The sequence below is a fragment of the Arthrobacter sp. P1_D4 genome (assembly GCF_056406115.1).
Genome location: NZ_JBFUAU010000021.1, coordinates 1 through 25,880 on the forward strand (window position 1 = coordinate 1; position 25,880 = coordinate 25,880).

Annotated in this window: 24 protein-coding genes and 1 pseudogene; 13 read left to right on the forward strand and 12 right to left on the reverse strand. The window is 67.6% G+C overall.

What is annotated here, in order from left to right:
- Positions 1-335: 335 nt before the first annotated feature.
- The gene (locus AC1D0A_RS18935; RefSeq protein WP_476946535.1) at positions 336-1,346 is read right to left on the reverse strand and encodes a 1-aminocyclopropane-1-carboxylate deaminase; all 1,011 of its coding nucleotides are present in this window, start codon (positions 1,344-1,346) and stop codon (positions 336-338) included.
- A gap of 105 nt (positions 1,347-1,451) precedes the next feature.
- On the opposite strand from AC1D0A_RS18935, the gene AC1D0A_RS18940 reads away from it, so the two are divergent.
- Positions 1,452-2,114 (forward strand): GntR family transcriptional regulator, encoded by a 663-nt coding sequence (locus tag AC1D0A_RS18940; RefSeq protein ID WP_476946536.1) that lies wholly within the window; start codon positions 1,452-1,454, stop codon positions 2,112-2,114.
- A gap of 143 nt (positions 2,115-2,257) precedes the next feature.
- Here AC1D0A_RS18940 and AC1D0A_RS18945 read toward each other — a convergent pair whose 3' ends face one another.
- The gene (locus AC1D0A_RS18945) at positions 2,258-3,547 is read right to left on the reverse strand and encodes an adenylosuccinate synthase (RefSeq protein ID WP_223983709.1); all 1,290 of its coding nucleotides are present in this window, start codon (positions 3,545-3,547) and stop codon (positions 2,258-2,260) included.
- Between the two features lie 403 nt (positions 3,548-3,950).
- Here AC1D0A_RS18945 and AC1D0A_RS18950 point away from each other — a divergent pair, with 403 nt between their 5' ends.
- Both AC1D0A_RS18950 and AC1D0A_RS18955 read left to right on the forward strand, forming a co-directional pair.
- Positions 3,951-5,159 carry a cobalamin-independent methionine synthase II family protein gene (locus AC1D0A_RS18950; RefSeq protein WP_476946537.1) on the forward strand — a complete coding sequence of 403 codons (1,209 nt, stop codon included), beginning with the start codon at positions 3,951-3,953 and terminating at the stop codon, positions 5,157-5,159.
- A 185-nt stretch (positions 5,160-5,344) separates the two neighbouring features.
- Positions 5,345-5,977, forward strand: a complete 633-nt coding sequence (locus tag AC1D0A_RS18955; protein ID WP_028277428.1) for a uracil-DNA glycosylase family protein — start codon at positions 5,345-5,347, stop codon at positions 5,975-5,977.
- Between the two features lie 34 nt (positions 5,978-6,011).
- On the opposite strand, the gene AC1D0A_RS18960 is transcribed toward AC1D0A_RS18955, so the two are convergent.
- From AC1D0A_RS18960 to AC1D0A_RS18970, 3 genes are all read right to left on the reverse strand, one after another.
- Positions 6,012-6,425, reverse strand: coding sequence for a DUF3151 domain-containing protein (locus tag AC1D0A_RS18960; RefSeq protein ID WP_476946538.1), 414 nt, complete (start codon positions 6,423-6,425; stop codon positions 6,012-6,014).
- Positions 6,426-6,427: 2 nt separating this feature from the next.
- A complete protein-coding gene (gene fbaA / locus AC1D0A_RS18965) occupies positions 6,428-7,447 on the reverse strand; it encodes a class II fructose-bisphosphate aldolase (RefSeq protein WP_243181434.1) in 1,020 nt (339 codons plus the stop codon).
- Between the two features lie 255 nt (positions 7,448-7,702).
- The gene (locus AC1D0A_RS18970) at positions 7,703-8,380 is read right to left on the reverse strand and encodes a TrmH family RNA methyltransferase (RefSeq protein ID WP_079555318.1); all 678 of its coding nucleotides are present in this window, start codon (positions 8,378-8,380) and stop codon (positions 7,703-7,705) included.
- Between the two features lie 58 nt (positions 8,381-8,438).
- On the opposite strand from AC1D0A_RS18970, the gene AC1D0A_RS18975 reads away from it, so the two are divergent.
- Positions 8,439-9,269, forward strand: a complete 831-nt coding sequence (locus AC1D0A_RS18975) for an HAD-IIA family hydrolase (protein ID WP_028277432.1) — start codon at positions 8,439-8,441, stop codon at positions 9,267-9,269.
- Positions 9,270-9,292: 23 nt separating this feature from the next.
- Here AC1D0A_RS18975 and AC1D0A_RS18980 read toward each other — a convergent pair whose 3' ends face one another.
- The 5 genes from AC1D0A_RS18980 to AC1D0A_RS19000 form a co-directional block, all read right to left on the reverse strand.
- Positions 9,293-10,321 carry a thioesterase domain-containing protein gene (locus AC1D0A_RS18980; protein WP_476946555.1) on the reverse strand — a complete coding sequence of 343 codons (1,029 nt, stop codon included), beginning with the start codon at positions 10,319-10,321 and terminating at the stop codon, positions 9,293-9,295.
- 129 nt (positions 10,322-10,450) lie between these two features.
- A complete protein-coding gene (locus tag AC1D0A_RS18985) occupies positions 10,451-10,996 on the reverse strand; it encodes a hypothetical protein (protein ID WP_476946539.1) in 546 nt (181 codons plus the stop codon).
- Between the two features lie 95 nt (positions 10,997-11,091).
- Complete coding sequence (locus tag AC1D0A_RS18990; RefSeq protein ID WP_243181431.1) at positions 11,092-11,901, reverse strand: GAF and ANTAR domain-containing protein; 810 nt, start codon at positions 11,899-11,901, stop codon at positions 11,092-11,094.
- Between the two features lie 110 nt (positions 11,902-12,011).
- Positions 12,012-12,596: an orotate phosphoribosyltransferase gene (gene pyrE, locus AC1D0A_RS18995; protein WP_223914541.1), complete on the reverse strand. Its 585-nt coding sequence runs from the start codon at positions 12,594-12,596 to the stop codon at positions 12,012-12,014.
- Between the two features lie 71 nt (positions 12,597-12,667).
- Entirely contained in the window at positions 12,668-13,915 is a 1,248-nt protein-coding gene (locus tag AC1D0A_RS19000; RefSeq protein WP_043436308.1) for an FAD-dependent oxidoreductase, read from the reverse strand.
- A 232-nt stretch (positions 13,916-14,147) separates the two neighbouring features.
- Here AC1D0A_RS19000 and AC1D0A_RS19005 point away from each other — a divergent pair.
- Together AC1D0A_RS19005 and nadE are read left to right on the forward strand one after the other, a co-directional pair.
- Positions 14,148-14,321: pseudogene (locus AC1D0A_RS19005) on the forward strand (substrate-binding domain-containing protein); the annotation flags it as partial.
- Between the two features lie 128 nt (positions 14,322-14,449).
- Entirely contained in the window at positions 14,450-15,271 is an 822-nt protein-coding gene (nadE, locus tag AC1D0A_RS19010) for an ammonia-dependent NAD(+) synthetase (protein ID WP_243181429.1), read from the forward strand.
- Between the two features lie 52 nt (positions 15,272-15,323).
- Here the strand turns inward: nadE and AC1D0A_RS19015 are convergent, their stop codons facing one another.
- Both AC1D0A_RS19015 and AC1D0A_RS19020 read right to left on the reverse strand, forming a co-directional pair.
- The gene (locus AC1D0A_RS19015) at positions 15,324-16,229 is read right to left on the reverse strand and encodes an NADP-dependent oxidoreductase (RefSeq protein WP_476946540.1); all 906 of its coding nucleotides are present in this window, start codon (positions 16,227-16,229) and stop codon (positions 15,324-15,326) included.
- 136 nt (positions 16,230-16,365) lie between these two features.
- Positions 16,366-17,148: an IclR family transcriptional regulator gene (locus AC1D0A_RS19020; protein WP_230010098.1), complete on the reverse strand. Its 783-nt coding sequence runs from the start codon at positions 17,146-17,148 to the stop codon at positions 16,366-16,368.
- Positions 17,149-17,397: 249 nt separating this feature from the next.
- On the opposite strand from AC1D0A_RS19020, the gene AC1D0A_RS19025 reads away from it, so the two are divergent.
- From AC1D0A_RS19025 to AC1D0A_RS19055, 7 genes are all read left to right on the forward strand, one after another.
- Positions 17,398-18,144: a CoA transferase subunit A gene (locus tag AC1D0A_RS19025; RefSeq protein ID WP_476946541.1), complete on the forward strand. Its 747-nt coding sequence runs from the start codon at positions 17,398-17,400 to the stop codon at positions 18,142-18,144.
- 82 nt (positions 18,145-18,226) lie between these two features.
- Positions 18,227-18,907: a CoA transferase subunit B gene (locus AC1D0A_RS19030; protein WP_459383705.1), complete on the forward strand. Its 681-nt coding sequence runs from the start codon at positions 18,227-18,229 to the stop codon at positions 18,905-18,907.
- Positions 18,904-20,100, forward strand: coding sequence for an acetyl-CoA acetyltransferase (locus AC1D0A_RS19035; RefSeq protein ID WP_476946542.1), 1,197 nt, complete (start codon positions 18,904-18,906; stop codon positions 20,098-20,100). The genes AC1D0A_RS19030 and AC1D0A_RS19035 overlap by 4 nt, the downstream gene beginning before the upstream one ends.
- Before the next feature lie 132 nt (positions 20,101-20,232).
- Complete coding sequence (locus tag AC1D0A_RS19040) at positions 20,233-21,288, forward strand: zinc-dependent alcohol dehydrogenase family protein (RefSeq protein WP_243181424.1); 1,056 nt, start codon at positions 20,233-20,235, stop codon at positions 21,286-21,288.
- A 144-nt stretch (positions 21,289-21,432) separates the two neighbouring features.
- Positions 21,433-21,750: a hypothetical protein gene (locus AC1D0A_RS19045; protein WP_079552423.1), complete on the forward strand. Its 318-nt coding sequence runs from the start codon at positions 21,433-21,435 to the stop codon at positions 21,748-21,750.
- Positions 21,751-21,915: 165 nt separating this feature from the next.
- A complete protein-coding gene (locus AC1D0A_RS19050; protein WP_476946543.1) occupies positions 21,916-24,708 on the forward strand; it encodes a PEP/pyruvate-binding domain-containing protein in 2,793 nt (930 codons plus the stop codon).
- Positions 24,709-24,795: 87 nt separating this feature from the next.
- Positions 24,796-25,743, forward strand: a complete 948-nt coding sequence (locus tag AC1D0A_RS19055) for an alpha/beta fold hydrolase (RefSeq protein WP_476946544.1) — start codon at positions 24,796-24,798, stop codon at positions 25,741-25,743.
- Positions 25,744-25,880: the final 137 nt, after the last annotated feature.

Below are 25,880 nucleotides of genomic sequence, written 5' to 3' on the forward strand. Positions count from 1 at the left end.
AGAATGGCGGCGCCGACAGCGATCTTGGTGGTCTTGCTAACACTCTTCATTACAGACGTATATCCTTTGTTTTTTTGGTTTGAAGGCGGGCTGAGGCCTCATGGGGGCAGTTGACAGCCCACTCTCGCCAGAAAAGGCTGGCCGGCGCCCATGGGGGCAGGCGCCGGCCGGCACTTACGGTGGAAGGCCAGCCGGTGTCTGGTGGGGGGTCCAAGACTCCGGAGGCGCTTACAAAGGAGTAATCGCTGGGCGGGCCCGAAAGGTTACGCACCAAGCGGAAGTTTCTTGGTTTCTTTTTTGAGCCGGTGCTGCCGGGGATTAACGACGACGGCGCGTCAGGAGCGGAAGAGCCCGCTGTAGGCATTGAGGGCGACTTGGCCACCCAGATGGGCATAAAGGACATTGCTGCCGGCCGGAATTTCCCGGCTTTTCACGAGGTCGATCAGCCCGGCGAGGGACTTTCCCTCGTAGACGGGATCGGTGATCATGGCCTCGAGCGAGGCGCCCAGCCGAATGGCCTCCAGGGTGGAATCGACGGGAATCCCATAGAGGTCCCCGGCCCAGCCCTCCATGACGTTGATTTCCTCGTCCCGGAGTTCCCTGCCCAGGCCGATCAGCTCGGCGGTGTTCCGGGCGATGCGTTCCACCTGGTCACGGGTCTTCGCCAGGGTTGCCGACGCGTCGATGCCGATCACGCGGCGCGGTTTGTCCTGGCCGGCAAAACCCGCGATCATCCCGGCGTGGGTGGAGCCCGTGACGGTGCAGACGACAATCGTGTCGAAAAAGACGCCGAGCTCGCGCTCCTGCTCTTCCACCTCGTAGGCCCAGTTGGCGAAGCCCAGACCGCCCATCCTGTGGTCGGACCCGCCGGCCGGGATCGCGTAGGGCGTGCCGCCGGCGGCCCTGACCTCTTCGATGGCGGTCTCCCAGCTGCTGCGGATGCCGATGTCGAAGCCCGCACTGTCCAGCCGCACGTCGGCGCCCATGATCCGCGAGAGCAGGATGTTGCCTACCCGGTCGGACAACGGATCGGGCCAGTCGACCCAGTTTTCCTGAACCAGGCGGGCTTTGAGGCCGAGTTTCGCGGCCACCGCCGCGACCTGGCGGGTGTGGTTGGACTGGTAGCCGCCAATCGAGACGAGGGTGTCTGCGCCCTGCGCCAGGGCCTCCGGGACGAAGTACTCCAGCTTGCGCGTCTTGTTGCCGCCAAACGCGAGGCCGCTGTTGACGTCCTCGCGCTTCGCCCAGATCTGCGCCCCGCCCAGGTGTGCGCTGAGCCGCGGCAGCGGATGGATGGGGCTCGGGCCAAACATCAGGGGGTAGCGTTCGAAATCGGTGATGGCCATCGTCGGTCCTTCGCTCGCGGTGGGAAACGGTCACAGCAAATATGCAATATATTGCATTGTCGGATACGGGCTCCGGGAGGGCAAGAGGGATATACGATATGTTGCATGCCCGTCCCCTCGCTCGCCGGAGTCCACAAGCGGCCGCTGCTGCGGGACAACGTCTTTGAATCGATCCGTAACGCGATCGTCGACGGCACCTTCGAGCCCGGCGAACGGCTGAAGGACGCCGAACTGGAAGCGTGGCTCGGCGTGAGCCGGACACCCATCCGCGAGGCGCTGCTGCGGCTGGAACGCGCCGGCCTGGTGGTTGCGCTGCCGGGCAAGGCGACCATCGTGGCCCCGTGCGACCCGGCGTCGACCCTCAGCACGCAGCAGGTGGTGGCGGGACTGCACGAGCTGGCCGCACGCCTGGCGGTCCCGCTCCTGGCCGAGGAGCATCTCGCCGCCATGGCCGGGGCCAATGCGCGCTTCGAACAGGCCCTGCAGGCGGCGGAGGTCGAGTCGGCACTGCGGGCCGATGACGAGTTCCACGCCGTCTTTGTCACGGTCAGCGGCAACCCGGTGCTCCGGGAACTCCTGGAACAAACCACCCCCGTCCTGCGCCGGGTGGAGCGGATGCGCTTCGGCTCCTTTGCCGCCCGCGAATCGGTGGCGCAGCACGCTGAAATCATCCGGCTCGCCCGCCTTGGGGACGCCGAGGCCGCCGCCAGGGCGTGCCGGGAGAACTGGCTCTCGCTGCGGTTCACGTCCGCGGAAGACCCCGCCTAGGACCGTTGTGGTCCCGCCCAGGCCAGCTGTGGCCCAGGCGCGGCTGCGGCCTTGGCTGCGGCCTTAACGGCGACGGCGGCGGCCCGCCCCTGCAAGGGCGACCCGCCGCCGTCGTACGCCGGTCAGTGTTGCGTCAACCGGCGCTAATCGTTGATGAGGTCGTTGACCACGATCGTCTGGTCGCGGTCCGGGCCGACGCCGATCGCGGAGAACCGGGTACCGGAGAGCTTTTCCAGGGCCAGGACGTAGTTCCGGGCGTTCTCCGGCAGGTCCTCCAGGGTGCGGGCGCCGGTGATGTCCTCGGTCCAGCCTTCGAAGTATTCGAAGATCGGCTTGGCGTGGTGGAACTCGGTCTGGGTCATGGGCATTTCGTCGTGCCGCACGCCGTCGACGTCGTAGGCCACGCAGACCGGGATCTGTTCGATGCCCGTCAGCACGTCCAGCTTGGTGACGAAGTAGTCCGTAAAGCCGTTGACCCGGGAGGCGTGGCGCGCCAGCACTGCGTCGTACCAGCCGCAGCGGCGGGGACGGCCGGTGTTGACGCCGAACTCGCCGCCGGTCTTCTGCAGGTACATGCCCATCTCGTCGAACAGTTCCGTCGGGAACGGCCCTGCGCCCACGCGGGTGGTGTAGGCCTTGATGATGCCGATGGAACGCGAGATCCGGGTGGGGCCGATGCCGGAGCCCACGGAGGCGCCGCCCGCGGTCGGGTTCGAGGACGTCACGAAGGGGTAGGTGCCGTGGTCAACGTCCAGGAAGGTGGCCTGGCCGCCCTCCATGAGGACCACCTTGCCCTCGTCCAGGGCGGTGTTCAGGACGTAGGTGCTGTCGATGACCAGCGGGCGGAGGCGCTCGGCGAAGGACAGGAAGTACTCCACGATCTCGTCCACCTCGATGTCCCGGCGGTTGTAGACCTTGACCAGGAGCTCGTTCTTCTGACGCAGCGAACCCTCTACCTTCTGGCGCAGGATCGAGGCGTCAAAGACGTCCTGGACGCGGATGCCGAGGCGGGCCACCTTGTCCATATAGGCCGGGCCGATGCCGCGGCCGGTGGTGCCAATGGCGCGACTGCCGAGGAACCGCTCGGTGACCTTGTCCAAGACCTGGTGGTAGGGCGCCACGAGGTGCGCGTTGGCGGAGACGCGCAGCTTGGAGGTGTCCGCGCCGCGGGCCTCCAGTCCGTCGATCTCCTGGAACAGCGCTTCCAGGTTCACCACGCAGCCGTTGCCGATGATCGGAACCGCGTTCGGGCTCAGGATGCCGGCCGGAAGGAGCTTGAGCTCATACTTCTCACCGCCTACGACGACGGTGTGCCCGGCGTTGTTGCCGCCGTTGGGCTTGACGACATAGTCGACGCGGCCGCCAAGCAGGTCAGTGGCCTTACCTTTGCCTTCGTCGCCCCATTGGGCTCCGACGATCACGATTGCTGGCATGGGATCCTCCCCCATTCGTTCGGGCCGAACTGCGTTTGATGACCAGGCGGTCACCGCAGTTCAGCGCCGTTCATGAGAATGCCCCGAATCTATCGCTGTGTTCGTATCCAACGCCAGAGTTCCGGGGCTCTTACCACCCAAGTTTAGCCGAAATCGGTGCCCGGCATCGCTTTGGGTCCTTGCTTGGACGCGCCGTCCCGACGGTGGTGAACGCCGGGGCGGCTTCCGCGAGGGAGGGCCACGCGTCCGCCGCGGCGGACGAGCCGTTCTTTTTCATGGCGTTCGTCGTAGCTGCATCATCCGCCGGCTCAGGCCCGACACATAGCGGGCACTACTTGCGGGACGGCGCGGGGTGGAATTGAGTGGGAGTGAGAATCCCGAGCGGCCGAAAGGAAACCGCGCCATGCCCCGGACCACAGACCACATCCGTGTGACCCATGCCGGCTCATTGCCCCGCACGCCGGAGCTGATCGCCGCGAACGAGGCCAAGGAAACGGACGGCATCACGCCCGAATTCCTGGACCTGCTCGAAACCTCGGTGGTGGACGTCGTCCAGCGCCAGAAGGAGCTGGGCATCGACATCCCCAATGACGGCGAGTACGGGCACACGATGTCCAGCTCCGTGGACTACGGCGCCTGGTGGAATTACTCCTTCTCACGGCTCGGCGGCCTGGAACCGACCGACGTGGACCGCTGGGCCGACGCCACGGTGCACCGCTCCTCGCCCGGCCACATCGTCCTGACCTCGTTCCCGGACCGCCGGGACCGGGAGAAGTTCGATGACGCCTACAATGACCCCTCCTCCGGTATCCTGGCCCACCGCAGGGCCGTCACGCAGCCCAAGATCGCCGGGCCGCTGACGTACACGGGCCAGGAGCTCGTGGCCTCGGACGTTGCCAACCTCAAGACCGGCCTGGCCGCTGCCGGACTCGCCGAGGGGTTCATCGCCTCCCTCTCGCCCGGTTCGTGCGCCCGCGTGGCCAACGATTACTACGGCAGCGACGAGGAACTCCTCTACGCCTGCGCCGACGCGATGCGAGAGGAATACAAGGCCATCATCGACGCCGGCCTGACAGTCCAGCTCGACGACCCCTCCCTGGCCGAGAGCTGGGACCAGATCAACCCCGAGCCGAGCCTGGCGGACTACCTGAAGTTCATCCAACTCCGGGTCGAAGCAACGAACTGGGCGCTGCGCGGTCTTCCCCCGGAGCAGATCCGGCTGCATGTCTGTTGGGGTTCCTGGCACGGCCCGCACACCACGGACATCCCCTTCGCGGACATCGTCGACTCAGTCCTGCAGGTCAATGCCGGCGGCTACTCCTTCGAGGCGGCCAACGTCCGGCACGAGCACGAATGGCGCGTCTGGGAGGATGCGAAGCTCCCCGAGGGGAAGGTCATCATCCCCGGCGTCGTCTCGCACGCCACCAACGTCGTGGAGCATCCGGACCTCGTGGCCGACCGGATCGTGCGCTTCGCCGAGCTCGTGGGACGGGAAAACGTGATTGCGTCCACCGATTGCGGGCTGGGCGGCAGGGTGCATCCCCAAATCGCGTACGCCAAGCTGGAGGCCCTCGGCGAAGGCGCACGCCGCGCCACCCAGCGGCTCTGGTAGCAGCACCGGGCCGGCGGGGTCCGGCCCGGTGCCGCATTTCGCGGGGCTTGATAGACTGATAAGGATCGACCAGGAATCGGTCCACACCACATTTTCAAACCACACCATTGCTCCGCATGCCCGTATTCGGCGTGCCTGCATCCGGTGTGGCAGCTTTGCCAATCCCGCAGGAGACCCAGCAACATATGACAGCCCTGGCCACCGAAAATTTCCGCGAAGAGCTTCTGAGCCGCCGGTACGAACCTAACGTCGCCCCCGTCAACGAGCTCCTTGACGTCCTCCAGGCAACCAAAGCTGGCACCGCTGTCCCCTACGTGGACCCCATGCACGACGTCGACGAGTGCCGGATCATCAGCCTGTACTCCAACATCGGCACCGCTGACGCGTCAGGCTTCATCACCGCCGGCGACGACGAGGCCGCCACCCGCATGCTGGGCATCCAGTGGAAACTCGGCCTGCGCCCCGAATTCGTCATGCCCTGGAACGTCCACCCGTGGCACGTCCCCGGCGAGCCGAACGGCAAGTTCACGCCGGACCAGATTTCCGCGGGCCTGAAGCCGCTGCTGAAGTTCCTGGCCCTCGTTCCCCGCGCCTCCGTGATCGTCGCCCACGGCACCGAGGCCAACCGCCTGGCCAACCTGCTGCTCAAGACCGAAGTGCCCATGATCTGGCGCCGCGGCCTGAAGACCTACAAGGTCCGCTCGCTCAGCGGCCGGGCGTTCGCCGGCACCCCGGCCCGGCAGGAAGAGTACCTGGCGGAGATGCACACCGCGTACGCGGACGCCATGGCCCGCACGGGCCTGGCCAAGGCCAGCTGACCCACGCACGCACAAACGACGGCGGGCTCCCACCTCAAGGTGGGAGCCTCGCGCCGGGATCGGAATCCTTCAGGAACTTTTCAATCCGCTCCGGCTCCTCAGCCTCGCCGATCGCCGCGGACGCACGGCCAAGCGAGTAGAGGGAGCGCAGGAAGCCGCGGTTGGGTTCGTGCTCCCACGGGATCGGCCCGACGCCGCGCCAGCCGTTGCGGCGCAGCGAGTCCAGGCCGCGGTGGTAGCCGACCCGCGAGTACGCGTAGGAATCGATGGTGCGGCCCTCGTCCCAGGCCTCCTCGGCGAGGATGGCCCACAGGAGCGAGGAGGTGGGGTGCTTCGCCACGAGGTCCACGGCTTCCTGGCCGAGCGCGAGATGCTGGTAGATCTCGCTCTCGGCAGGCAGGAGCGTGGGCTCGGGACCCATCAGGTTTTTCCGGAACTCGTCGGACATGGTTAGAAGGTCTTGCCGGTGGAGCCCAGCTGCTGGGCGGCCTCGACCACGCGGGCGGCCAGGCCGGCCTCCGCCGAAGCACCCCAGACGCGGGGATCGTAGAGCTTCTTGTTGCCGACCTCGCCGTCGACCTTCAGCACGCCGTCGTAGTTGCGGAACATGTGATCCACCACGGGGCGGGTGTAGGCGTACTGGGTGTCGGTGTCGATGTTCATCTTGATGACGCCGTAGGAGACGGCGTCCGCGATTTCCTTGTCCGAGGAGCCGGAGCCACCGTGGAACACGAGGTCGAACGGGTTGGCCTTGCCGATCTTGGCGCCGACCTGCTCCTGGATGTCCTTGAGGATCTCAGGGCGGAGCTTGACGCCGCCCGGCTTGTAGACGCCGTGCACGTTGCCGAAGGTCAGCGCCGTGATGTAGCGGCCGTTTTCGCCGGAACCGAGCGCGTCGATGGTGGCCAGGGCGTCCTCGACCGTGGTGTAGAGCTTGTCGTTGATGGCGTTCTCGACGCCGTCTTCCTCGCCGCCCACGGTGCCGATCTCGACCTCGAGGATCATCTTGGCGGCCGCGGTGCGCTCGAGCAGTTCACGGGCGATCCGCAGGTTTTCCTGCAGGGTCTCGGCGGAGCCGTCCCACATGTGCGAGTTGAAGAGGGGGTTGCGGCCTGCCTTGACCTCGGCCTCGGAGGCGGCAAGCAGCGGGAGCACAAAGCCGTCCAGCTTGTCCTTGGGGCAGTGGTCCGTGTGCAGGGCGATGTTCACGCCGTAGTTTTTCGCGACTTCGCGGGCGAACGCGGCAAAGCCGAGGGAGCCGGCAACCATATCCTTGGTGGAGGCGCCGGACCAGTAAGCTGCACCGCCGGTGGAGACCTGGACGATGCCGTCGGACTCGGCCTCGGCGAAGCCGCGCAGGGCGGCGTTCAGGGTCTGGGAGGACGTGACGTTGACCGCCGGGAAGGCGAAGCCGCCCGTCTTTGCACGGTCGATCATCTCGGAGTAGATCTCTGGGGTTGCAATGGGCATGCTGACTCCTAATGTGAATTTCGTCTACGGGCTGGTGATCCTGGAGGGAACCTCGTCGGCTAGGAACCATCCTAGCCATTCCTGCGCCGGGGCCGTGTCTCCGGTCACGTGGCCCCTGTAACACTCGCGGCCGGGCGCTTCGGTCATGGTTCCGGCCTGCCGGCGGACTGGCCGGCGCCGGCCTCGCCGCCGGCATTGCGCCGGGCGCTGGCGGTGCGCCGGGCGCTGGCGGTGCGCCGGCCGCTGGCGGTGGCTTTAGCCCGGGAGCTGGCCGAACACGTGGCGGCGGATCCAGGCGTGCATCGCGATCGCGGCGGCGGAGGCTGCGTTGATGGAACGGGTGGAGCCGAACTGTTCGATCGACAGGGTGTCCAGCGCCGCTTCGTGGACTTCAGGGGTCAGGCCCGGGCCTTCCTGGCCGAAGACCAGGACGCAGTCCTTGGGCAGTTCGTAGGTCTCCAGCGGCACCGAGTCCGGGAAGATGTCGATCCCGATGATCGCCAGCCCCTCCCCCTGCGCCCAGGCCACGAAGTCCTCAACGGTGGGGTGGTGGCGGACGTGCTGGTAGCGGTCGGTGACCATGGCCCCGCGGCGGTTCCACCGGCGTCGTCCGATGATGTGGACTTCCTTGGCCAGGAACGCGTTGGCGGTCCGGACCACGGTGCCGATGTTGAGGTCGTGCTGCCAGTTCTCGATCGCGATGTGGAAATTGTGGCGTTTGGAGTCCAGGTCGGCCACGATCGCCTCGTGCTTCCAGTAGCGGTATTTGTCCACCACGTTGCGCCGGTCGCCGTCCGCCAGGAGGTCAGGATCCCAGTGCCCGCCCTGTGGAAGTTCGCCTTCCCAGGGGCCGACGCCGACCTCCGCCTTCGGTTCCGGCCCTTCCTCTGCGGCGGGAAGGGACGGGGCGGGGCTTTCGGGCTGTTCAGTCACTCCTCAACATTAGACTGGGAGCCAGTAAGCAGCACATCACCAGCGGCGGAGGTCCCCCATGGCAGAGTCAGACGAAGTACGTTCATCGGCGTCGGTATACCGCAGCGGCCAGGAAATCGAGTGCTGGCTCACGGACATGGACGGTGTGCTGGTCCACGAGAACCAGCCCATCCCTGGCGCGGCGGAGCTGATCCAGCGCTGGGTGGACACCTCCAAGCGGTTCCTCGTGCTGACCAACAACTCAATCTTCACGCCCCGGGACCTCGCGGCCCGGCTGAGCTCTTCCGGGCTGGAAATCCCGGAGGAGAACATCTGGACCTCGGCCCTGGCCACGGCCCAGTTCCTCAAGGACCAGGTCCGCGGCTCGGAGTCGGGAAACCGCGCCTACACGATCGGCGAAGCAGGACTCACGACGGCGCTCCACGAGGCCGGCTTCATCCTCACCGACCAGAACCCTGACTTCGTGGTGCTCGGCGAGACCCGCACCTATTCGTTTGAGGCCATCACCATGGCCATCCGCCTGATCCTCGCCGGCGCGCGTTTCATCGCCACCAATCCGGACGCCACCGGGCCCTCGAAGGACGGACCCATGCCTGCCACCGGGGCCATCGCTGCCCTCATCACCAAGGCCACGGGCCGCGAACCGTACATTGTGGGCAAGCCCAACCCGATGATGTTCCGGTCGGCGATGAACCAGATCGACGCGCACTCGGAAACCACGGCCATGATCGGCGACCGCATGGACACCGACATCATCGCCGGCATGGAGGCGGGCCTGCACACGGTGCTGGTGCTCAGCGGCATCACCCACCGGGACGATATCGCCGCGTATCCGTTCCGGCCGAACCAGATCCTGAATTCCGTGGCGGACCTCAAGAACCAGATCTGAGCAACACCCCAGAACGCGATACCTCAGAACGCGGTTTTCTTCCCGCCGCCGCCCGGCAGCGGGAAGAGGTCGTCCTGGAGTTTTTCGATGATGGGCCGGTAGATGAACGGGCTCCAGCCAGGGCTCGCGTGCTCCGGCCTCGCCCCGTCGGTGCGCAGGTCATCCGAGACCATGTTGGTTTTGAAGGACAGTGACCAGTTGTCCCGGGCGGTCTCGTAATCCACCGTCTTGTCCCGGGGGTTGCCGATGAACGCCATCTTCGTTTCGCCCAGCTTCCCGACGAAACGGCTGGCCTCAAAGTGGAAGATGTAGGCGGATTCGGACTGGATCAGCACGCTGGACGGCGCGATCGGGGACAGCTGTTCCAGTGTCTGGTCCACCACCTGGCCCCAACTGCGTTCATTCTTGTGCAGCATCCTCTCGCCGAGCTCGTAGCCGCCGCGCAGCACTGTGGGGAAGCGGAACCCGCTTTCGTAGAGCAGCACCACGCCCTCGAACCAGCTCTGGTCCAGCACGTCGTGCCGGCTCGCCGGGCTGGAGTCGAGGAGGATGAACGCCACTTCGACGCCGTGCAGTTCGCGCAGCCGGGCCGCCACCTGGGTTGCCACCATGCCGCCAAAACTATGGCCGTAGAAGTAGAGGCTGGTGAGATTGTGGGCGCGGACGTGCTCGATCACGGCGATGACCACCTCGTCGATGTCCAGGCCTTCGTTGGAATACCCGACGGCGGCGAGCTGGCCCCTCTTGTTCAGGGAGCCGCGCAGCGCGTTCAGGATCCACAGGGCTTCTTCCCAGCTCGTTTTATAGCCGGGGAACAGGATCCAGCTGGCGTGGGGGTAATACCGTTCGGCAACGTCATCAGGTACTTCGAGGATCCGGCTGACACGCCGCTCGGCCTGCACGCGCTGAGTGAACAGCATGTCCGCCGCCAGCAGCGACGCGGACCCGGCGCCGATCAGGAACGATCGCCGGGAAACCCGTTTAAGCTCGACGGCGCGGCGGAGCATGCGGGCCTCGGAAGCACCGGGGCCTCGCGGATGGTTCGGATCCATCTCGGCCGGCACATCTCTACCGTATCCACGCTTTGTCGGGGATGAGAAACCGGACGATACAGCGGTCCCGAAGCCCAGCGTGGAAGCGCCGCTGGCGGGCCGCTGGAGCGCGGTTGGCGCCGTTGCCGGTTACGCGGGTTTGGGCTCGCGGCCGACCTCGCGGCGGCTGATTTCCATGCCGATCTCGTCATAAGTCGCCAGGAGTTCCGAGCGGGCCATGTCAGCGGGATCATCGAGAAGGCCGAACACAGAGTCGCTCGCGGCGAAGAGTTCGTCGTCGGAGAACCGGTTCAGCTTCCGGGTGCCTGAGGGATCGATCGAGGCCGTAAATTCCCCGGCCATGTTCAAGGGTGGCAAGGCGGCGGAATCGTCGCGGTGCGCGGTCAGTTCCAGGGAGACTCCGCCGGGAGCCGGCATGCCGGCGACCTCCGAACCGGAGGCCCCGCCGTCGATCGCGTTGAGGTCGTTGCGCAGGCCGGCCAGCGCCACTGATTCCACGAATGCGGCCAGGCCGAGGTCAACGCGGATGTGCGAGATGATTCCCATGCGGCGGACGCGCTGGATAATGTGCATCAGGGAGGGGCGGGAGGCCTGTGTGAGGCTCCCCCGGACACTAATCCGGACGACGTCGGAAACGACATCGAGTTTGACGTGGGCTTGCAGTGTTTGGTCCATAGGTACTCCAAATAAGGATGTCTATGGCCGACGGCTCAACCGCATTCAGCGTATCCGCGCTTGTGGTCGCACACAAGTCATAGGCTGCTGCCGGTTCAGCCGGCCTGCCGCCTATCCGGCTCCTCGTAGTGCGTCCGGGTTGCCGTTCCGCCGACAGACTGCACCAGGGATTTGGCGATGTCGCGCAGCTTGACGTTGCCGTTGCTGGAGGCGTCGGTGAGGATCCGGACTGCGGTTTCCTGGTCGCAACGGTTCTGCGCCATGACGATCCCGATGGCCATGTCGATCACGGTCCGGGATTCAAGCGTGGCGCGCAGGTTTGTGGCACTGTCCGTGTGCAGCGAGAACCGGACTGCCAGCCGCAGCGCCTGGGAGATTTCGCGGGTGTAGCCGCGGGCCCGGACCGCGACGTCGCCGTCGAACTTGTGCGGGACATCGGAGTAGAGGTTCAGGGCCGCCTGGGCTTCGCCCTGGAGGTGGAAAGGCACCGACAACACCGAGCGCAGGCCGTGCGAGGCGACGGCGGAGGCGTAGTCAGGACCCCAGCGGTCCTCGTCGAAGAGGTCCGGGACGTAGACCTCCCGTTCCTCCTTGGCGGCGGTCAGGCAGGGGCCCTGGGACAGTGAGTACTGGATCTCGTCCACTTCGCGGGCGGAGTCGCTGCTCCACCCGATCGTGGCGGCCTTACGGTCCCGGAGCAGGGTGATTCCGCACAGCGCGTCGTCGCCGGAGCCGGCCACCTGGTGCGCGGAAAAACGCGCGAGTTCGTTCAGGAACTCTTCGAAGTCCGCGCTGTCCAGGATCAGGTTCTGGATCTGGTCGACCGTTCCCACCGAGATGTCGGCGCCCTGCCCCTCAGGGCCGCGGTTCACACCGCTGTTCAGGGACTTTTCGGACGGGAGCATGGCGCGTGTTCTCCAGATAAAGGATGGACGGGTATGGGACAAATGATAGGTCACGGCCCATACCCCGTCCACCTTTGCCGTCCGGCGTCGAACCCCTAGCTGTCGAACCCCTAGCTAAGGCCGAGTTCGTCCTTGCCGAAGGCGAAGAGATACGGAACACCGGCTTCGGCCTCGATCTTTTCCTTGGCCCCGGTGTCGCGGTCCACGATCACGGCGACGGCCACCACGTTGCCGCCGGCCTTGCGGACGCCCTCGACGGCGGTCAGCGCGGACCCGCCGGTGGTTGAGGTGTCCTCCAGGACCAGGACCTTGCGGCCCTCGACCGAGGGGCCTTCCACCTGGCGGCCCATGCCGTAGGACTTCTGCGCCTTGCGGACCACGAAAGCGTCCACCGGGCGGCCGGCGTCGACGGCGGCATGCATGACGGCGGTGCCCACCGGATCCGCCCCCATGGTGAGTCCCCCGGCGCACTCGAAATCGATCCCGGCGTCCTCCATCAGCGAGAGCATGACCTGTCCGACGAGTTTGGACGCCTCGTGGTGCAGGGTGATGCGGCGCAGGTCGATGTAGTAGTCGGCTTCGGCGCCGCTGGAGAGGATGACCTTGCCGCGGACTACGGCCAGTTCCTTGATCAGTTCCAGGAGTCGGGCACGGGCAGCGGCAGCGTCGGCTGCGAAGTCACGGGTGGCAGTCATGGCTCCCAGTTTAGTGGCTGGTCCGCCGCAGATTCCCAGCCGGTGAGCTGTATGTCGGTCCCGGGTCAGGGCTAGGGCTGCGGCTGGGGTTCGGCACGCCGCGCGAAGGCCGGTGCGTGCTCGGGCCGCGGACCAAAGGCGATGAAGCGGGGAATGATCTTGCGGAACGCCGGAACGTGCCGGGCGAAGAAGAGTGCCGCGGCCGGAAATTTTGTCCGCTTCCCGGTCATGACCGGGACGAAGATCGCGCGTTGCATGATCCGTTGGACGGTCTGCACAATGACGGTCGGCAGCCGGCGCCGTCGTTCCACTTTCTCAAGGTCCGCCGTGGTTACCCGGCCCCGGAGCAGTGCGGGGGCAAGGTACTCGGCGGCGGCGGCCGCGTCCTGGATGGCGAGGTTGATTCCGACGCCGCCGGCCGGGGACATCGCATGCGCGGCGTCCCCGATGAACAGCAGCCCGTTGATGTGCCACGAGCGCAGCCGGTTCAGGCGCACGTCCAGCCAGTGAAGGTCATCGAGGGATTTGATGGCGTCCACCCGGTCCGCGAGATCGGGGCGGAGCCCTGCGACCCGCCGTCGGAAGCCCTCAACGCCTTCCGCACGGATCCGGGCGTCGGCGCCCTTGGCGGCGAGGTAGCCCATTTGGTAGTAGTCGTTGCGGAACAGGGCCAGCAGCGCCTCGCCGGGCCCGAACGCCGGCACAAGCCCGGCCACCTCACCCGTTTCGGAGGGATAGCGGGGCAACCGGAACCACCAGGTGTCGAAGGGCACCGGGAACTCCTTTGGCGCCAGCCCGGCCGCAGTGCGCAGCGCGGAATGGCGGCCGTCCGTGGCAACCACCAGATCCGCCAGCAGCTCGTCCTGCGTGCCGTCGGGAGTCCTGAAGCGGACTCCGCGGACGCGGCCCCCGTTGCGGACCAGGCCGGTGGCGGTGTGGCTCATGAGCAGCGTAAACCCCGGTTCCTGTGCGGCGGCGTCGGCGAGGAAGCTCAGGAAATCCCACTGCGGCATCATGGCGATGTAGTTGTACGGCGGCGGCAGGGCGTCAAAGTCACCCATGGTCACGGACGGCCCGCCCGGGACCGGGAAAACGACGTTCTTCAGGCGGCTCTGCGGCAGCCGGCGGAACTCCTGGCCGAGCCCAAGTTCGTCAATGAGCCGGATGGTGGACGGGTGCACGGTGTCGCCGCGGAAGTCGCGCAGAAAATCGGCGTGCTTCTCCAACACCGTCACCCGCACCCCGGCGCGTGCCAGGAGCAAGCCCAGCATCATCCCCGCAGGTCCACCGCCCACCACCGCGCATCCGGTCTTCTCCATGGCCCCACGCTACGCCTGCGCGGGGTGCCGCGGGAGGGTTTTTCGCGCACGTTTCGGACCCGCGCCGCGGCTTCGGACCGGCGCGGCGGGGATCCGCGCAGCACCGGCCCGAAACCGTAGCGGCGAGCCGAAACCTAGGCGCCCGCAGCCCCGCCGCGCCAGTTTAGAGCCGGGTGTCGAAGGAGTCGCAGAAGACGTTCTCGTTGAACGTGCCCTGGAACTCCGACCTGCCCTGGGCTGCGACGACATCTTTGGCGCCGACTTCTGCAATCCGCCGCTGTCCACCATGGCCTCCCCGATCGAGCAGGCCGGTCGCATGGCGGTGTCCATGCTGCTGGCCCAGCTGAACCCGCTCGCCGGCGGTGGCACACGAAGCCGGTCCGTGATGCCCACCCATCTCATCTAAGTCGCAACGGTCCGAAACCGTAGCCGCCGTCCGGAACCGAAGCCATTTCGACGCCGGATCCGCGCGCCAGCCGCCGGTCCGGCTGCAACAGTTGAGCGTTGTTGACACCGCTGACTAGGCTGTGAGGCATGCGTGAACTCCAGGCGAAGATCATCGAGGAAATGGGCGTGCAGCCCCGGATCGACCCTGCCGGGGAGGTGCGCAAACGCGTGACGTTCCTGAAGGAATACTTGACGGCCACCCACACCAAGGGCTTCGTCCTGGGCATCTCGGGCGGCCTGGACTCCTCCCTGGCCGGGCGGCTGGCCCAGCTGGCGGTCGAGGAACTCGAGGCCGAGGGCACCGAGGCGAACTTTGTGGCCGTGCGCCTGCCCTACGGCGTCCAGCATGACGAGGACGACGCCCAGGCGGCCCTGGACTTCGTGCGCGCCAAGACCGAATGGACGTTCAACATCTCGGCCGCAGTAGATGGCTTCGAGGACGAGTTCGAGAAGACCGTAGGAACCGAGATCTCCGATTTCCACAAGGGCAACACCAAGGCCCGGACCCGGATGATTGCCCAGTACGCCCTGGCCGGCGAGCACAACTACCTGGTGATCGGCACGGATCACGGCGCCGAGTCCGTCACGGGATTCTTCACCAAGTTCGGCGACGGCGGCGCGGACATCCTGCCGCTGTTCGGCCTTAACAAGCGCCAGAACCGCGCCCTGCTGGCGGAACTCGGCGCACCGGCCCGGATCTGGGAAAAGGTTCCGACGGCGGATCTGCTGGATGGCAAGCCGGGCCGCACCGACGAGGACGAACTCGGCCTGGGCTACGACCTGATCGATGACTACCTCGAGGGCCGTGACGTACCCGATGCCGCGTCCGAACGGATCGAGGCGATGTACCTGCGGACCCGCCACAAGCGCACGGTCCCGGTGACGATTTTCGACACCTGGTGGAAATAGCCTGAGCCGAGAGCCCCGGGCGGGGCTGCCGGGCGGCCCCGCGGGGTTCCACTTACGGGATCAGCACGAGTTTGCCCCGGACATGGCCTGCGCGGCTGATGCCCAGTGCCCTGGCAGCATCGGTGAGGGGAATCCGCTCCTGGATGCTGAAGCGGAGCTTTCCCCCGGCCGACAGCCGGGCCGCCTCCGCGACCCGTCCGTCCAGCAGCCTGACCGGTGCAATTCCGGCCGCGTTGGCCGCCTTTCCAGGCACTGTGGTCACCGCGGCGCCGTGGCCGCCGAGCAAATGGACCGTCGCCGTCGTCGTCTCCTCCCCGCCAAAGGTGTCCAGGACGGCGGTGATGGTGCCCAGTGCGCGGACGCGTTCCACGAGCCCTTCGCCGTAGGCCACCGGCACGGCGCCGAGGCCGCGCAAATAGTCGTGGTTCTGCTCTGAAGCGGTGCCGATGATCCGGGCGCCGAGGTGCCGCGCGATCTGGACTGCCGCCGAGCCGACCCCGCCCGCCGCACCGTGGATGAGGACCGTGTCCCCCACGCCAATGCCAAGCTGAAGCAGCGCCGAATACGCTGTGCCGCCAGCTATCGCGACGCACGCCGCCTGCTCAAAATCGATGCCCGCGGGCTTTGGCGTCAGCTGGCTGGCCGGAAAATTGGCCGCGGCACGGTAGGCCCCGGAAATGCCATTCCAGATCACGTCGTCGCCCACCTCATGGCCGGTCACGCCGGGGCCAACGGCGGTCACGGTTCCTGCCGCCTCACAGCCGGGAACTGCAGGGAAGTCCAGGGCAAGGTAGGGCTCCAGGTAGCCGGCAACGACTTTCCAGTCCACCGGGTTGACGCCGACGGCGCGGATCCCCACCTGGACCTCGTTCTCCCCCGGAACCGGCGGTTCCTCCTCGCCAACGGTGACGACGTCCGGGCTGCCATAGTGATCGAAAGAGATCTTGATGTCTTTCATGAGGCTTTGCTCCTTCGGCTCGACGCGATGCGGCCTGTGCTGCCAGCTTCTGGCACAAGCGGCGGCTGCGCAAGAGTCGCCCGGCAAGTTGAATTGTCCGAGGCGGCCTGAGCCGAACCGGGGCCCTTGACGAGGGTCAGGCGCCTGGCGAGCGGGTCAGCAGCGTGGAGATCCGGTGCGCTTCTTCCAGGAGCAGCCGCCCCAGTTGCGGACGCCGGTCCTCCCGGAAGCGCGGTTCGATGCCGGTCAGGGACAGCGCCCAGGCGGGGCGGCCCCGCTGGTCGAAGACCGCCGCACCCATCCCCCAGCTGCCTTCCAGGACCAGCCCCGGATTGACCGAATAGCCGGCCTGCCGCGTCGCTTCCAGGTTCTCCCTGACCAGTGCTGCGGTGTGCGCGGCCGCAAAGCTGCCGGCGTGGGCTGCCCAGTTGGCGAGCAGCTCTTCCTGCTCTTGTGCCGGCAGGAAGGCCATGATGGCGGTGCCTGCGGAGGCGACGCCCAGCGGGAACCGCACCCCCTCGTGCAGCACGAAGGAACGGACCGGGAAGCTGCCTTCTTCCCGGAGCAGGCACACGGTCTCGTTGCCGCGGCGGATGGAGAAGAAAGCGCTTTCGCCGGTCTCTTCGGCCAGGCGGCGCAGGCTCGGCCTCGCGATGTCCTCCAGGGGGAAGCGCGCCGAGGCCACGGACCCCAGCAGCAGGATCTCAGGACCCAGGACCCAGTTGCCGCTGCCCGGGTCCTGGTCCAGCAGCCCCTCGGCCGCGAGTGAGCTCAGCAGCCGGTGCACGGTGGGCCGCGTCAGGCCGGATTCGCGCACGAGCTCCACCAGGGGGCAGCCCTCCGGCTTCCGGCCGACCAGGCGCAGCAGGCCGGCTGCCCGGCTGACCACCTGGGCGCCCTGGACGGGAGTTGTATTCATTGCTTGCCTCACGTCGGCCCGGAACTGGGTGATGCTCTCACCCACGTTGCTTTTACCCGATTTTACCATCAGGTATCCACATAATGGATGGTGCCAAGGGTAGCGTCCACAATATAAACTCCGCCAATTTGCGGGGAAACTCCACGTTGACAGTGGTCTGTGACACACCATAGGCTCCTTCTTCAGGCAAGGAGTCCACAAAGTGGATTGCCGGAGTGGATAGCAAGACGAGCTCAATGAGGAGATGCAATGTCAAAGGTGAAATCCGGGGCAGCGGCCGCTCTGCAGGACGTACTGCGCGACGGCATGACGCTCGCCGTCGGCGGTTTCGGGCTCAGCGGGATCCCCGCTGACCTGATCGGGGCGGTGCGGGATTCCGGGGTGAAGGACCTGACGGTCGTCTCCAACAACATGGGCGTGGACGGCAAGGGCCTCGGGGTCCTGATCGAAGGCGGCCAGGTCCGCAAGGTGATCGCGTCCTACGTTGGGGAAAACAAGCTCTTCGCCGAGCAGTACCTCGCCGGCCAGTTGGAGGTGGAGTTCACCCCACAGGGCACCCTTGCTGAGCGGCTGCGCGCCGGCGGCGCCGGCATCCCGGCGTTCTACACGAAGACCGGCGTGGGCACCCTCGTCGCCGAAGGCAAGCCGCTGGCAGAGTTCGACGGCGAGACCTATGTCCAGGAACGCGCCATCAAGGCCGACGTCGCCCTGGTTCACGCCCACACGGCCGACACCGACGGCAACCTGATCTACCGGTACACCGCGCAGAACTTCAACCCCGTGGTCGCCACGGCCGGCGCCGTGACCGTCGCCGAGGCCGAAGTGATCGTCGAGCCCGGCCAGCTGGACCCGAACCACATCATCACCCCCGGCGTGTTCGTCCAGCGCCTGGTCCAGGCCAGCGGCCGCGTCAAGGACATCGAACAGCGCACCGTCCGCCCGCGGCCCGCAGCGGAAGCAGAGCCGGCGCAGGCCGCCCCCGCCGTCACCGTCTAATCCGGCCCGAGCGCCGCCCACCCCGGGCGCGCCGGCATTGGCGCCCCACCCTCAGCACCCCGACTTTCCAAGGAGAACCACCATGGCCTGGACCCGAGATGAAATGGCCGCAATCGCGGCCGAAGAACTGAACGACGGCGACTACGTCAACCTTGGCATCGGCATCCCCACGCTGGTGGCCAACAACCTGCCCGACGGCGTCCGCGTTGTCCTGCAGAGCGAGAACGGCCTCCTCGGCATGGGCCCGTTCCCCTTCGAGGGCGAGGAAGACGCGGACCTGATCAACGCCGGCAAGCAGACCGTCACGGTCCTGCCCGGCGGCAGCATCTTCGACTCCGCGACGTCCTTCGGCATGATCCGCGGCGGCCACGTGAAGGTCGCGATCCTGGGCGCCATGCAGGTCTCCGGGAACGGAGACCTCGCCAACTGGACCATCCCCGGCAAGATGGTCAAGGGCATGGGCGGTGCCATGGACCTCGTGGCCGGCACCCCGCGCGTCGTGGTCCTCACCGAGCACAACGCCAAGGACGGCACCGCCAAGATCGTCAAGGAATGCACGCTGCCCCTCACCGGGCTCAGCTGCGTGGACCGCATCATCAGCGACCTCGCGGTCTTCGACCTTGTGAAGAATGAACACAAAGCAGACGGCGGGCGGAAGCTCACGCTCACGCGCCTCGCGCCCGGCGTCACCGTGGAGGAAATCCGCGAAAAAACCGAAGCCGACTTCGATGTCGCGCTCGAATTTGAAGGAGCGACGGCATGAGCCTCAAAGACCAGTTCGGCAAGGACGTCCTGCTCACCGGCTGGGGCCACAGCCGGTTCGGCAAGCTGAGCGAAGAAACCCTGGAGTCCCTGATCGTGCAGGTCGCCACCGAGGCGATCGGCGACGCCGGGATCGAGCCCGGCCAGATCGATGAGATTTACCTCGGCCAGTTCAACTCCGGCATGATGCCGCTGGCCTTCCCGTCCTCCCTCGCACTGCAGGTCTCGGACCAGCTGGCCAACGTGCCCTCCACCAGGGTGGAGAACGCCTGCGCCTCCGGCTCGGCCGCGTTCCAGCAGGGCACCAAGTCCCTGCTTGCCGGCACCGCGAAGACCGTCCTGGTGATCGGTGCCGAGAAGATGACGCAGGCCGGGGCCGACGTCGTGGGCGCGGCCCTGCTCGGCGCGGACTACGACATGGCCGGCAAGGCCTCCACCACCGGGTTCACCGGCCTCTTCGCGGAGGTCGCGAAGCACTACGGCAAGCGCTACGGGGACGGCAACGGAAAGCTCGGCGACGTCCTGGGCACCATCGCCGCGAAGAACCACCGCAACGGCGTCGACAACCCCTATGCCCAGCTCCGCAAGGACCTCGGCGAGGACTTCTGCCGCACCGTCTCGGACAAGAACCCGATGGTGGCCGACCCGCTGCGCCGCACCGACTGCTCCCCCGTCTCCGACGGCGCCGCCGCCGTCGTCCTCTCCGTCGCCCCTACCGGCGGCGCCACGGCCCCGGTGCGGCTCGCCGGCTTCGGCCAGGCGAACGACTTCTTCCCCGCCGAGCGCCGGGACCCGACCGAATTCGCCGCCACACGGGCCTCCTGGCAGCGGGCCCTGGGGATGGCCGGCGTCGGGCTGGGAGAGCTCGACTTCGCGGAAGTCCACGACTGCTTCACCATCGCCGAACTGCTCATGTACGAGGCCATGGGGCTGACCGAACGCGGCCAGGGCGCCCGGGCGCTCGAGGAAGGCTGGGTCTTCAAGGACGGCAAGCTGCCGGTCAACGTCTCGGGCGGGCTCAAGGCCAAGGGCCACCCCGTCGGCGCCACCGGCGTCTCCCAGCACGTCATCGCCGCCATGCAGCTCACCGGGACCGCCGGCGACATGCAGCTGGCCAACCCGCGCCGGGCCGCGGTGCAGAACATGGGCGGCGTGGGCATCGCCAACTACGTCAGCGTGCTCGAAGCCCTCTAAAGCAACGCGGGGTCAGAAACGGCCCTTAATGGGCCGGATCTGACCCCGTGTTGTTTGTCCTCGCCTGCGTGGCCGGGATGCCACGGGACTAAACTCGTTCCCAGCCCATCCACCACAATGCGAGGAGCACCCATGCGCGCCACCATCATCCACGGTCCCGGCGACATCCGAGTCGAAGACCGCGGCTACCCCACCCTCCAGCTGCCCACCGACGTCATCGTGAAGGTCACCGCCTCCTGCGTCTGCGGCTCGGACCTCTGGCCGTACCGCGGGGTCAAGCCCACCCACAAGCCGTCCGCGATCGGGCACGAGTTCATCGGGACGGTCGAAAGCGTCGGCGACGACATCAAAGACCTCGCCGTGGGCGACTTCGTGATCGCTCCATTCGTGGTCAGCTGCGGCGCGTGCCCGCAGTGCCTCGACGGCGTCACGGTGGCCTGCGACCACCTCGCCGGCTGGGGCGGCAAGGATGACACCGGCCACGGGATCGACGGCGGCCAGGGCCAGGCCGTGCGAGTACCGCTCGCCGAGTCCACGCTGGTCAAGGTCCCGGGCGTCACCGACCCGGACGACGCCCTCCGCGCCAGCCTGCTCACGCTCTCCGACGTTATGGCCACAGGCCACCACGCAGCACTCGCGGCCAAGGCCGGTCCCGGCCGGACGGTCGTGGTGGTCGGCGACGGCGCCGTCGGGCTCTGCGGCGTCCTGGCCGCCAAGCGCCTCGGCGCGGAGCGGATCATCGCCATGTCGCGGCACGCCGACCGCCAGGCGATCGCCCGCGAATTCGGGGCCACGGACATCGTCGCCGAACGCGGGGACGAGGGCGTCGCCAAGGTCCGCGAACTGCTCGGCGGCGTCCTGGCCGACTCCGTGCTGGAGTGCGTGGGGACCAAGGAATCCATGGAACAGGCCCTGCACAGCGTCCGCCCGGGCGGCGCCCTCGGCTTTGTCGGCGTCCCCACCGGCGGCGCCGAAGCCCCGTTGCGCTTTCTGTTCGACACCAACATCTCGATCGGCGGCGGCATGGCCCCGGCCCGGACGTACATCCCGGAACTGCTGGCGGACGTGCTGAACGGCACCATCAATCCGGGCCGCGTGTTCGACTCGGTCATGCCGCTGGAAGAGGCACCCGAGGCCTACCGCGCGATGGACGAACGGCGCGCCATCAAGGTCCTCCTGACCCCGTAGCCGGGCTCTCGACGGCGGCCGCGCTGACACCCSCGCGGCCGCCCGCGCCGGCCTGGCTGTACTGCTAGCTTCCGCCCTTGCACGGGCAAGGACGAGGGTCTAGCGTGAAGCGCATCAGCATCCGCCGCCGTCAAGGGAGCCGTCATGGCCAGGTTCGTGCAGATCATCGAATTTCAGACCTCCCGCATTGAGGAGATCGAGCAACTCGGCCGGCCCTCCAGAACGGAGGGAACCACTGCCCCGACCTTCCGCCGCATCATGGCCACCGCAGACCGCGACCGCCCCGGAACCTATCTCACGATCGTGGAGTTCGACTCCTACGAGTCGGCCATGGAGAACTCCAACCGGCCCGAGACCTCCGAATTCGCCGCGCAGATGGCCGCCCTGTGCGACGGCCCTCCGGTCTTCCGCAACCTGGATCTTATGTGGGAAGACACCGGCGAGGCCGACGCCGGCCAGTAGGCCGGCAGGCTCGCTTGGCAGAGGGGCCGCCGCGCCGCCGGACCCAGGACCCGGAGGCCGCCCGCGGCTTGAATACGTGGCGTGAACACGTGGCTTGAAGACGCGGACAGGACGTGGGAGCAGGAAATGGGTTCTGCAGATGGCAGGGCACCGGAAAGTCTCGTCATGGATCTCAGCGCACTGGGTTCCGCTCCCCTGCCGCTCGTGGGCGGAAAGGCCCTGAACCTCGGCAAGCTCACGGCCGCCGGGTTCCGTGTACCCCGCGGATTCTGCCTCACCACGGTTGCCTACCGAAAGGCGGCCCCGGCCGAACTGGACGCGCTGGCGGCCCGGCTGGACGCCGCGCAGCCCCACCCGTCGAACAACGGCGACAACGGCGAAATAGGCGACATAGGCGACGGCGACTCCCGCCAGCCAGGCCGCCCCGGGTTGGCCCGGCCCGGACCGGATCTGGGTGAACTGGCCCGGCAGGCGCGGGAAATGATCGTGACCGCGCCGATTCCCGCCGACGTCGATGCCGCGCTTCGCGGCGCGTACGCCGCGCTCGGCAGCCGGGCCACAGTGGCGGTCAGATCCTCCGCCACCGCCGAGGACCTGCCCTTCGCCAGCTTCGCCGGCCAGCAGGATTCCTTCCTGAACATCTCCGGAGCCGACGCCGTGGTCGAGTCGGTCCGGCGCTGCTGGGCCTCACTCTGGACCGAACGGGCCGTGGCCTACCGCGCCGCCAACGGGATCAGCCACCGTGAGGTGGGCCTCGCCGTCGTCGTCCAGGACCTCATCACCGCCACCAGCGCCGGCGTGCTCTTCACCGCCAATCCCGTGACGGGCACCCGGACCGAAACGGTCATCGATGCGAGCGCCGGGCCCGGCCAGGCGGTGGTCTCCGGCAGCGTCAACCCGGACCATTTCGTCGTGGATACGGCCACGGGACGCATCCTCCTCCGTTCACCGAAGGGGACGTCAGTCCGGCGGCGGCCGAGCCTGGACGACGCCCGGATCCGCGAACTCACGGCCCTCGGCGATACCGTCCAGGGGCTGTTCGGGGCACCCCAGGATGTGGAATGGGTGATCGACGCCGCGGGCAGGATCTGGGTGACCCAGTCGCGGCCCATCACCACGTTGTATCCGCTGCCGGAGCCTGCGGCCGCCGAACCGCTGGGCGCGGAGGCAGGGGCCGACGTCGACCCCCACGTCTACCTGTGCGGCACCTTGCTCCAGGGCCTGACCAGGCCCCTGACCCCCATGGGGCTCTCCGTGCTGGGCTCAATGCGGAACCGCAACGGGCCGTGGCGGTACGTCAACCCGGGATTGCGGATGTATGTGGACGTGACGCCCATGGTGCGCAACAGGTACGGCCGCCGCTACCTGCTGCGGATGCTTCCGCTGGCGGACGGCAGGTCCGGCGCGGTTTTTCCGGCACTCCTGGATGACCCGCGGTTCGGCGTGCGCAAACGGCCGTCCCGGCGGCCACGGCACGGCGCGGCGGGCAGGCTGGCCCCCCGGCGGCCGCGGACCGGCAGCGGCGCAGCGGGCAATAGCGCAGGGCGCGATCCCGGAACCATGGCCGGCCTGGGCCTGACGGTCCGGCTGCTTCCGTCCCTTCTGCGGGCCGCGGTGCGGCCGTCCGCCGAACTGCGCCGCGCCTTCGATTACGGAGATCGCCTTCAATCCGAACTTGTCCTGCCGGAACCGGCCACCACTTTTGGCCGGCTCGATCACGCCCAGCGCATCCTGGAGAACACCGTGGACGGACTGATCCTGGCGACGCTGCCCGGACCGTCCGTTGGTTACCTCATGCTGGCCGGGGCGCGCAGGCTGCTGCGCGGCATCGCGGCACCGCGGGAACTCGAGGCCGTGTTGCGGGGTCTGCCCAACAATGTCACCACTGAGATGGACCTCGAACTCTGGCAACTGGCCGTCACCGTCGGCGCGAACGCCGCGTCCCGGGAGGTGTTCCTGGCCCACGGGCCAAGGGAACTGGCCGCCCTGTACAAGGCCGGCTCGCTGCCCGCAGTGGCACAGACCGGCCTGCACGGGTTCCTGGACCGCTACGGCCACCGCGCCGTGGCGGAGATCGACCTTGGCATGCCGCGGTGGTCGGAGAAGCCGGACCATATCCTCGGGATGATCTCGAACTACCTTCATGTGGCCGACCCCGAGCAAGCGCCCGACCGGCAGTTCGCCCGCGCCGAGGAACATGCCGAGGCCAGGATCCGCAGCCTGGTGGAGCGGACCAGGGTCCGGAGCCGGATCCGTGCCCAGCTGGTGGAATTCTGCCTGCGCCGGACCCGCCAGCTGTCCGGACTGCGCGAACTGCCCAAGTTCTACATCATCCTCGCCCTCGCGGAAATGCACCGCCAGCTCAACGCGATCGGCATCGAGCTGGCCCGGTCCGGTGCGATCGCCGCCGCGGACGACGTGTATTTCCTGGAATTCGATGAAGTCCGTGTGGGTTTGCGGGGTGCCGACCTCAAGGGCATCGTCGCGGGCCGCCACCGGATCTACGACGTCGAACTGCGCCGGCGCCGGATTCCCCGGCTCCTGCTCTCCGACGGCACGGATGTGGAGGCGGCCGTGATGGCCAAGTCCCCCGCTTCCGGCGCCCTCGCCGGGACACCGGCGTCGGCGGGCACCGCCACCGGAATGGTCCGGGTCATCCTGGATCCGGTGGGCGCGCACCTCGAGCCCGGGGAAATCCTCGTGGCGCCCTCCACTGACCCCGGCTGGACGCCGCTGTTCATGACGGCCGGCGCCCTGGTGATGGAAATGGGCGGGGTGATCTCGCACGGCGCCGTGGTGGCCCGCGAATACGGCATCCCGGCGGTGGTGGGCGTGCCGGACGCGACCACCCGCTTGCGGACCGGTGAGACCGTGACCGTGGACGGATCGGCCGGAACGGTGCGGCAGGTGGATTCCCCGCTCTCCCCCGCCACGGCCGCCGGCAGCCTGGCTGGCTGAGCGTGGACCTCCGGACCGGCCGGCGCCGGGCCGTCGAATTGCAACGGGACCTCCGCCACGCCGCCGGCAGGGGGCTATGTTAGATAGATGGCGTCTGCCGGCAGTAACGCACAGGGCGGCCCGGTTCCCGAGGGCTTTGGTTCGGGGCTGGTGGACGATGCCGCCCGCCGGGACGCCGCGTTGCCCGACTTCGACTGGGCCGTCCTTCCGGCAGGCGTGATGCGCGGTCAGTTCGAGGCACCGAGCGGGACCTTGGCGACGATCGCTGCCGGAGACCCCGGGAAGCCGCGCGTCCTGCTAATCCCGGGCGCAACCGGCTCCAAGGAAGACTTCATCCTCATGCTGCCCGAGCTCGCCGCGGCCGGCTACTTCGTCCTCAGCTGCGACATCGCCGGGCAGTATGAATCCGCCCAGGCCGGGCCCGAAAACCTCGTTCCGCCCCGGAACTGCTACGACTACGAGCTGTTCCGCGACGACCTCCTGGCCATGCTGGACACCGATCAAGGCGCCGTGCACGTCGTGGGGTATTCCTTCGCGGCGGTGGTTGCCCAACTGGCGTTCGTCCAGCGGCCAGAAAAGTTCCGCAGTCTGACCCTCATCAGCTGCCCGCCGGAGCCGGGACAGAGCCTCCGCTACGTGCGCCTGGCAGGCTGGGTCAGCTGTTGGGTCACCTCCAAGGTCGGCACCGCAATAATGATTTGGGGCATCCGCAGCAATATTGCCCGGGTGGCGCCGCAGCGGCTGCGGTTCGTCAGGAGCCGGTTCGCGTTCACGCGCCGCGCCTCGGTGGTCGACATCATCGGCCTTATGAAGCACACCCCGGATCTGCGGCGGGTGCTGGCGGCCGCGACGCTGCCAAAGCTCGTCGCAGTCGGCGAACACGACCTCTGGCCGCTGGCGTTGCACCGGAGCTTCGCGCAGTCGATCGGTGCGCGGATTTCGGTCTACCGCGCGGGCCACAGCCCGTCCGAGATCTCGCCGTACCAGATCAGCCGGGACCTGATTGCGCTCTTCGACGCCACCGTCTCGGCCTGACGAAAGCGGCCGGCGGAGACGAAGACCCCCGTCAGACCCTTGCACCGCGGCCCGTCGCACCGTACGTTGGGGACAGCGGACGAATGTCTCCGCAGCCGTTGGCCTTTTGGCCGCCGGAGATCAGCAGCATTTCAGAA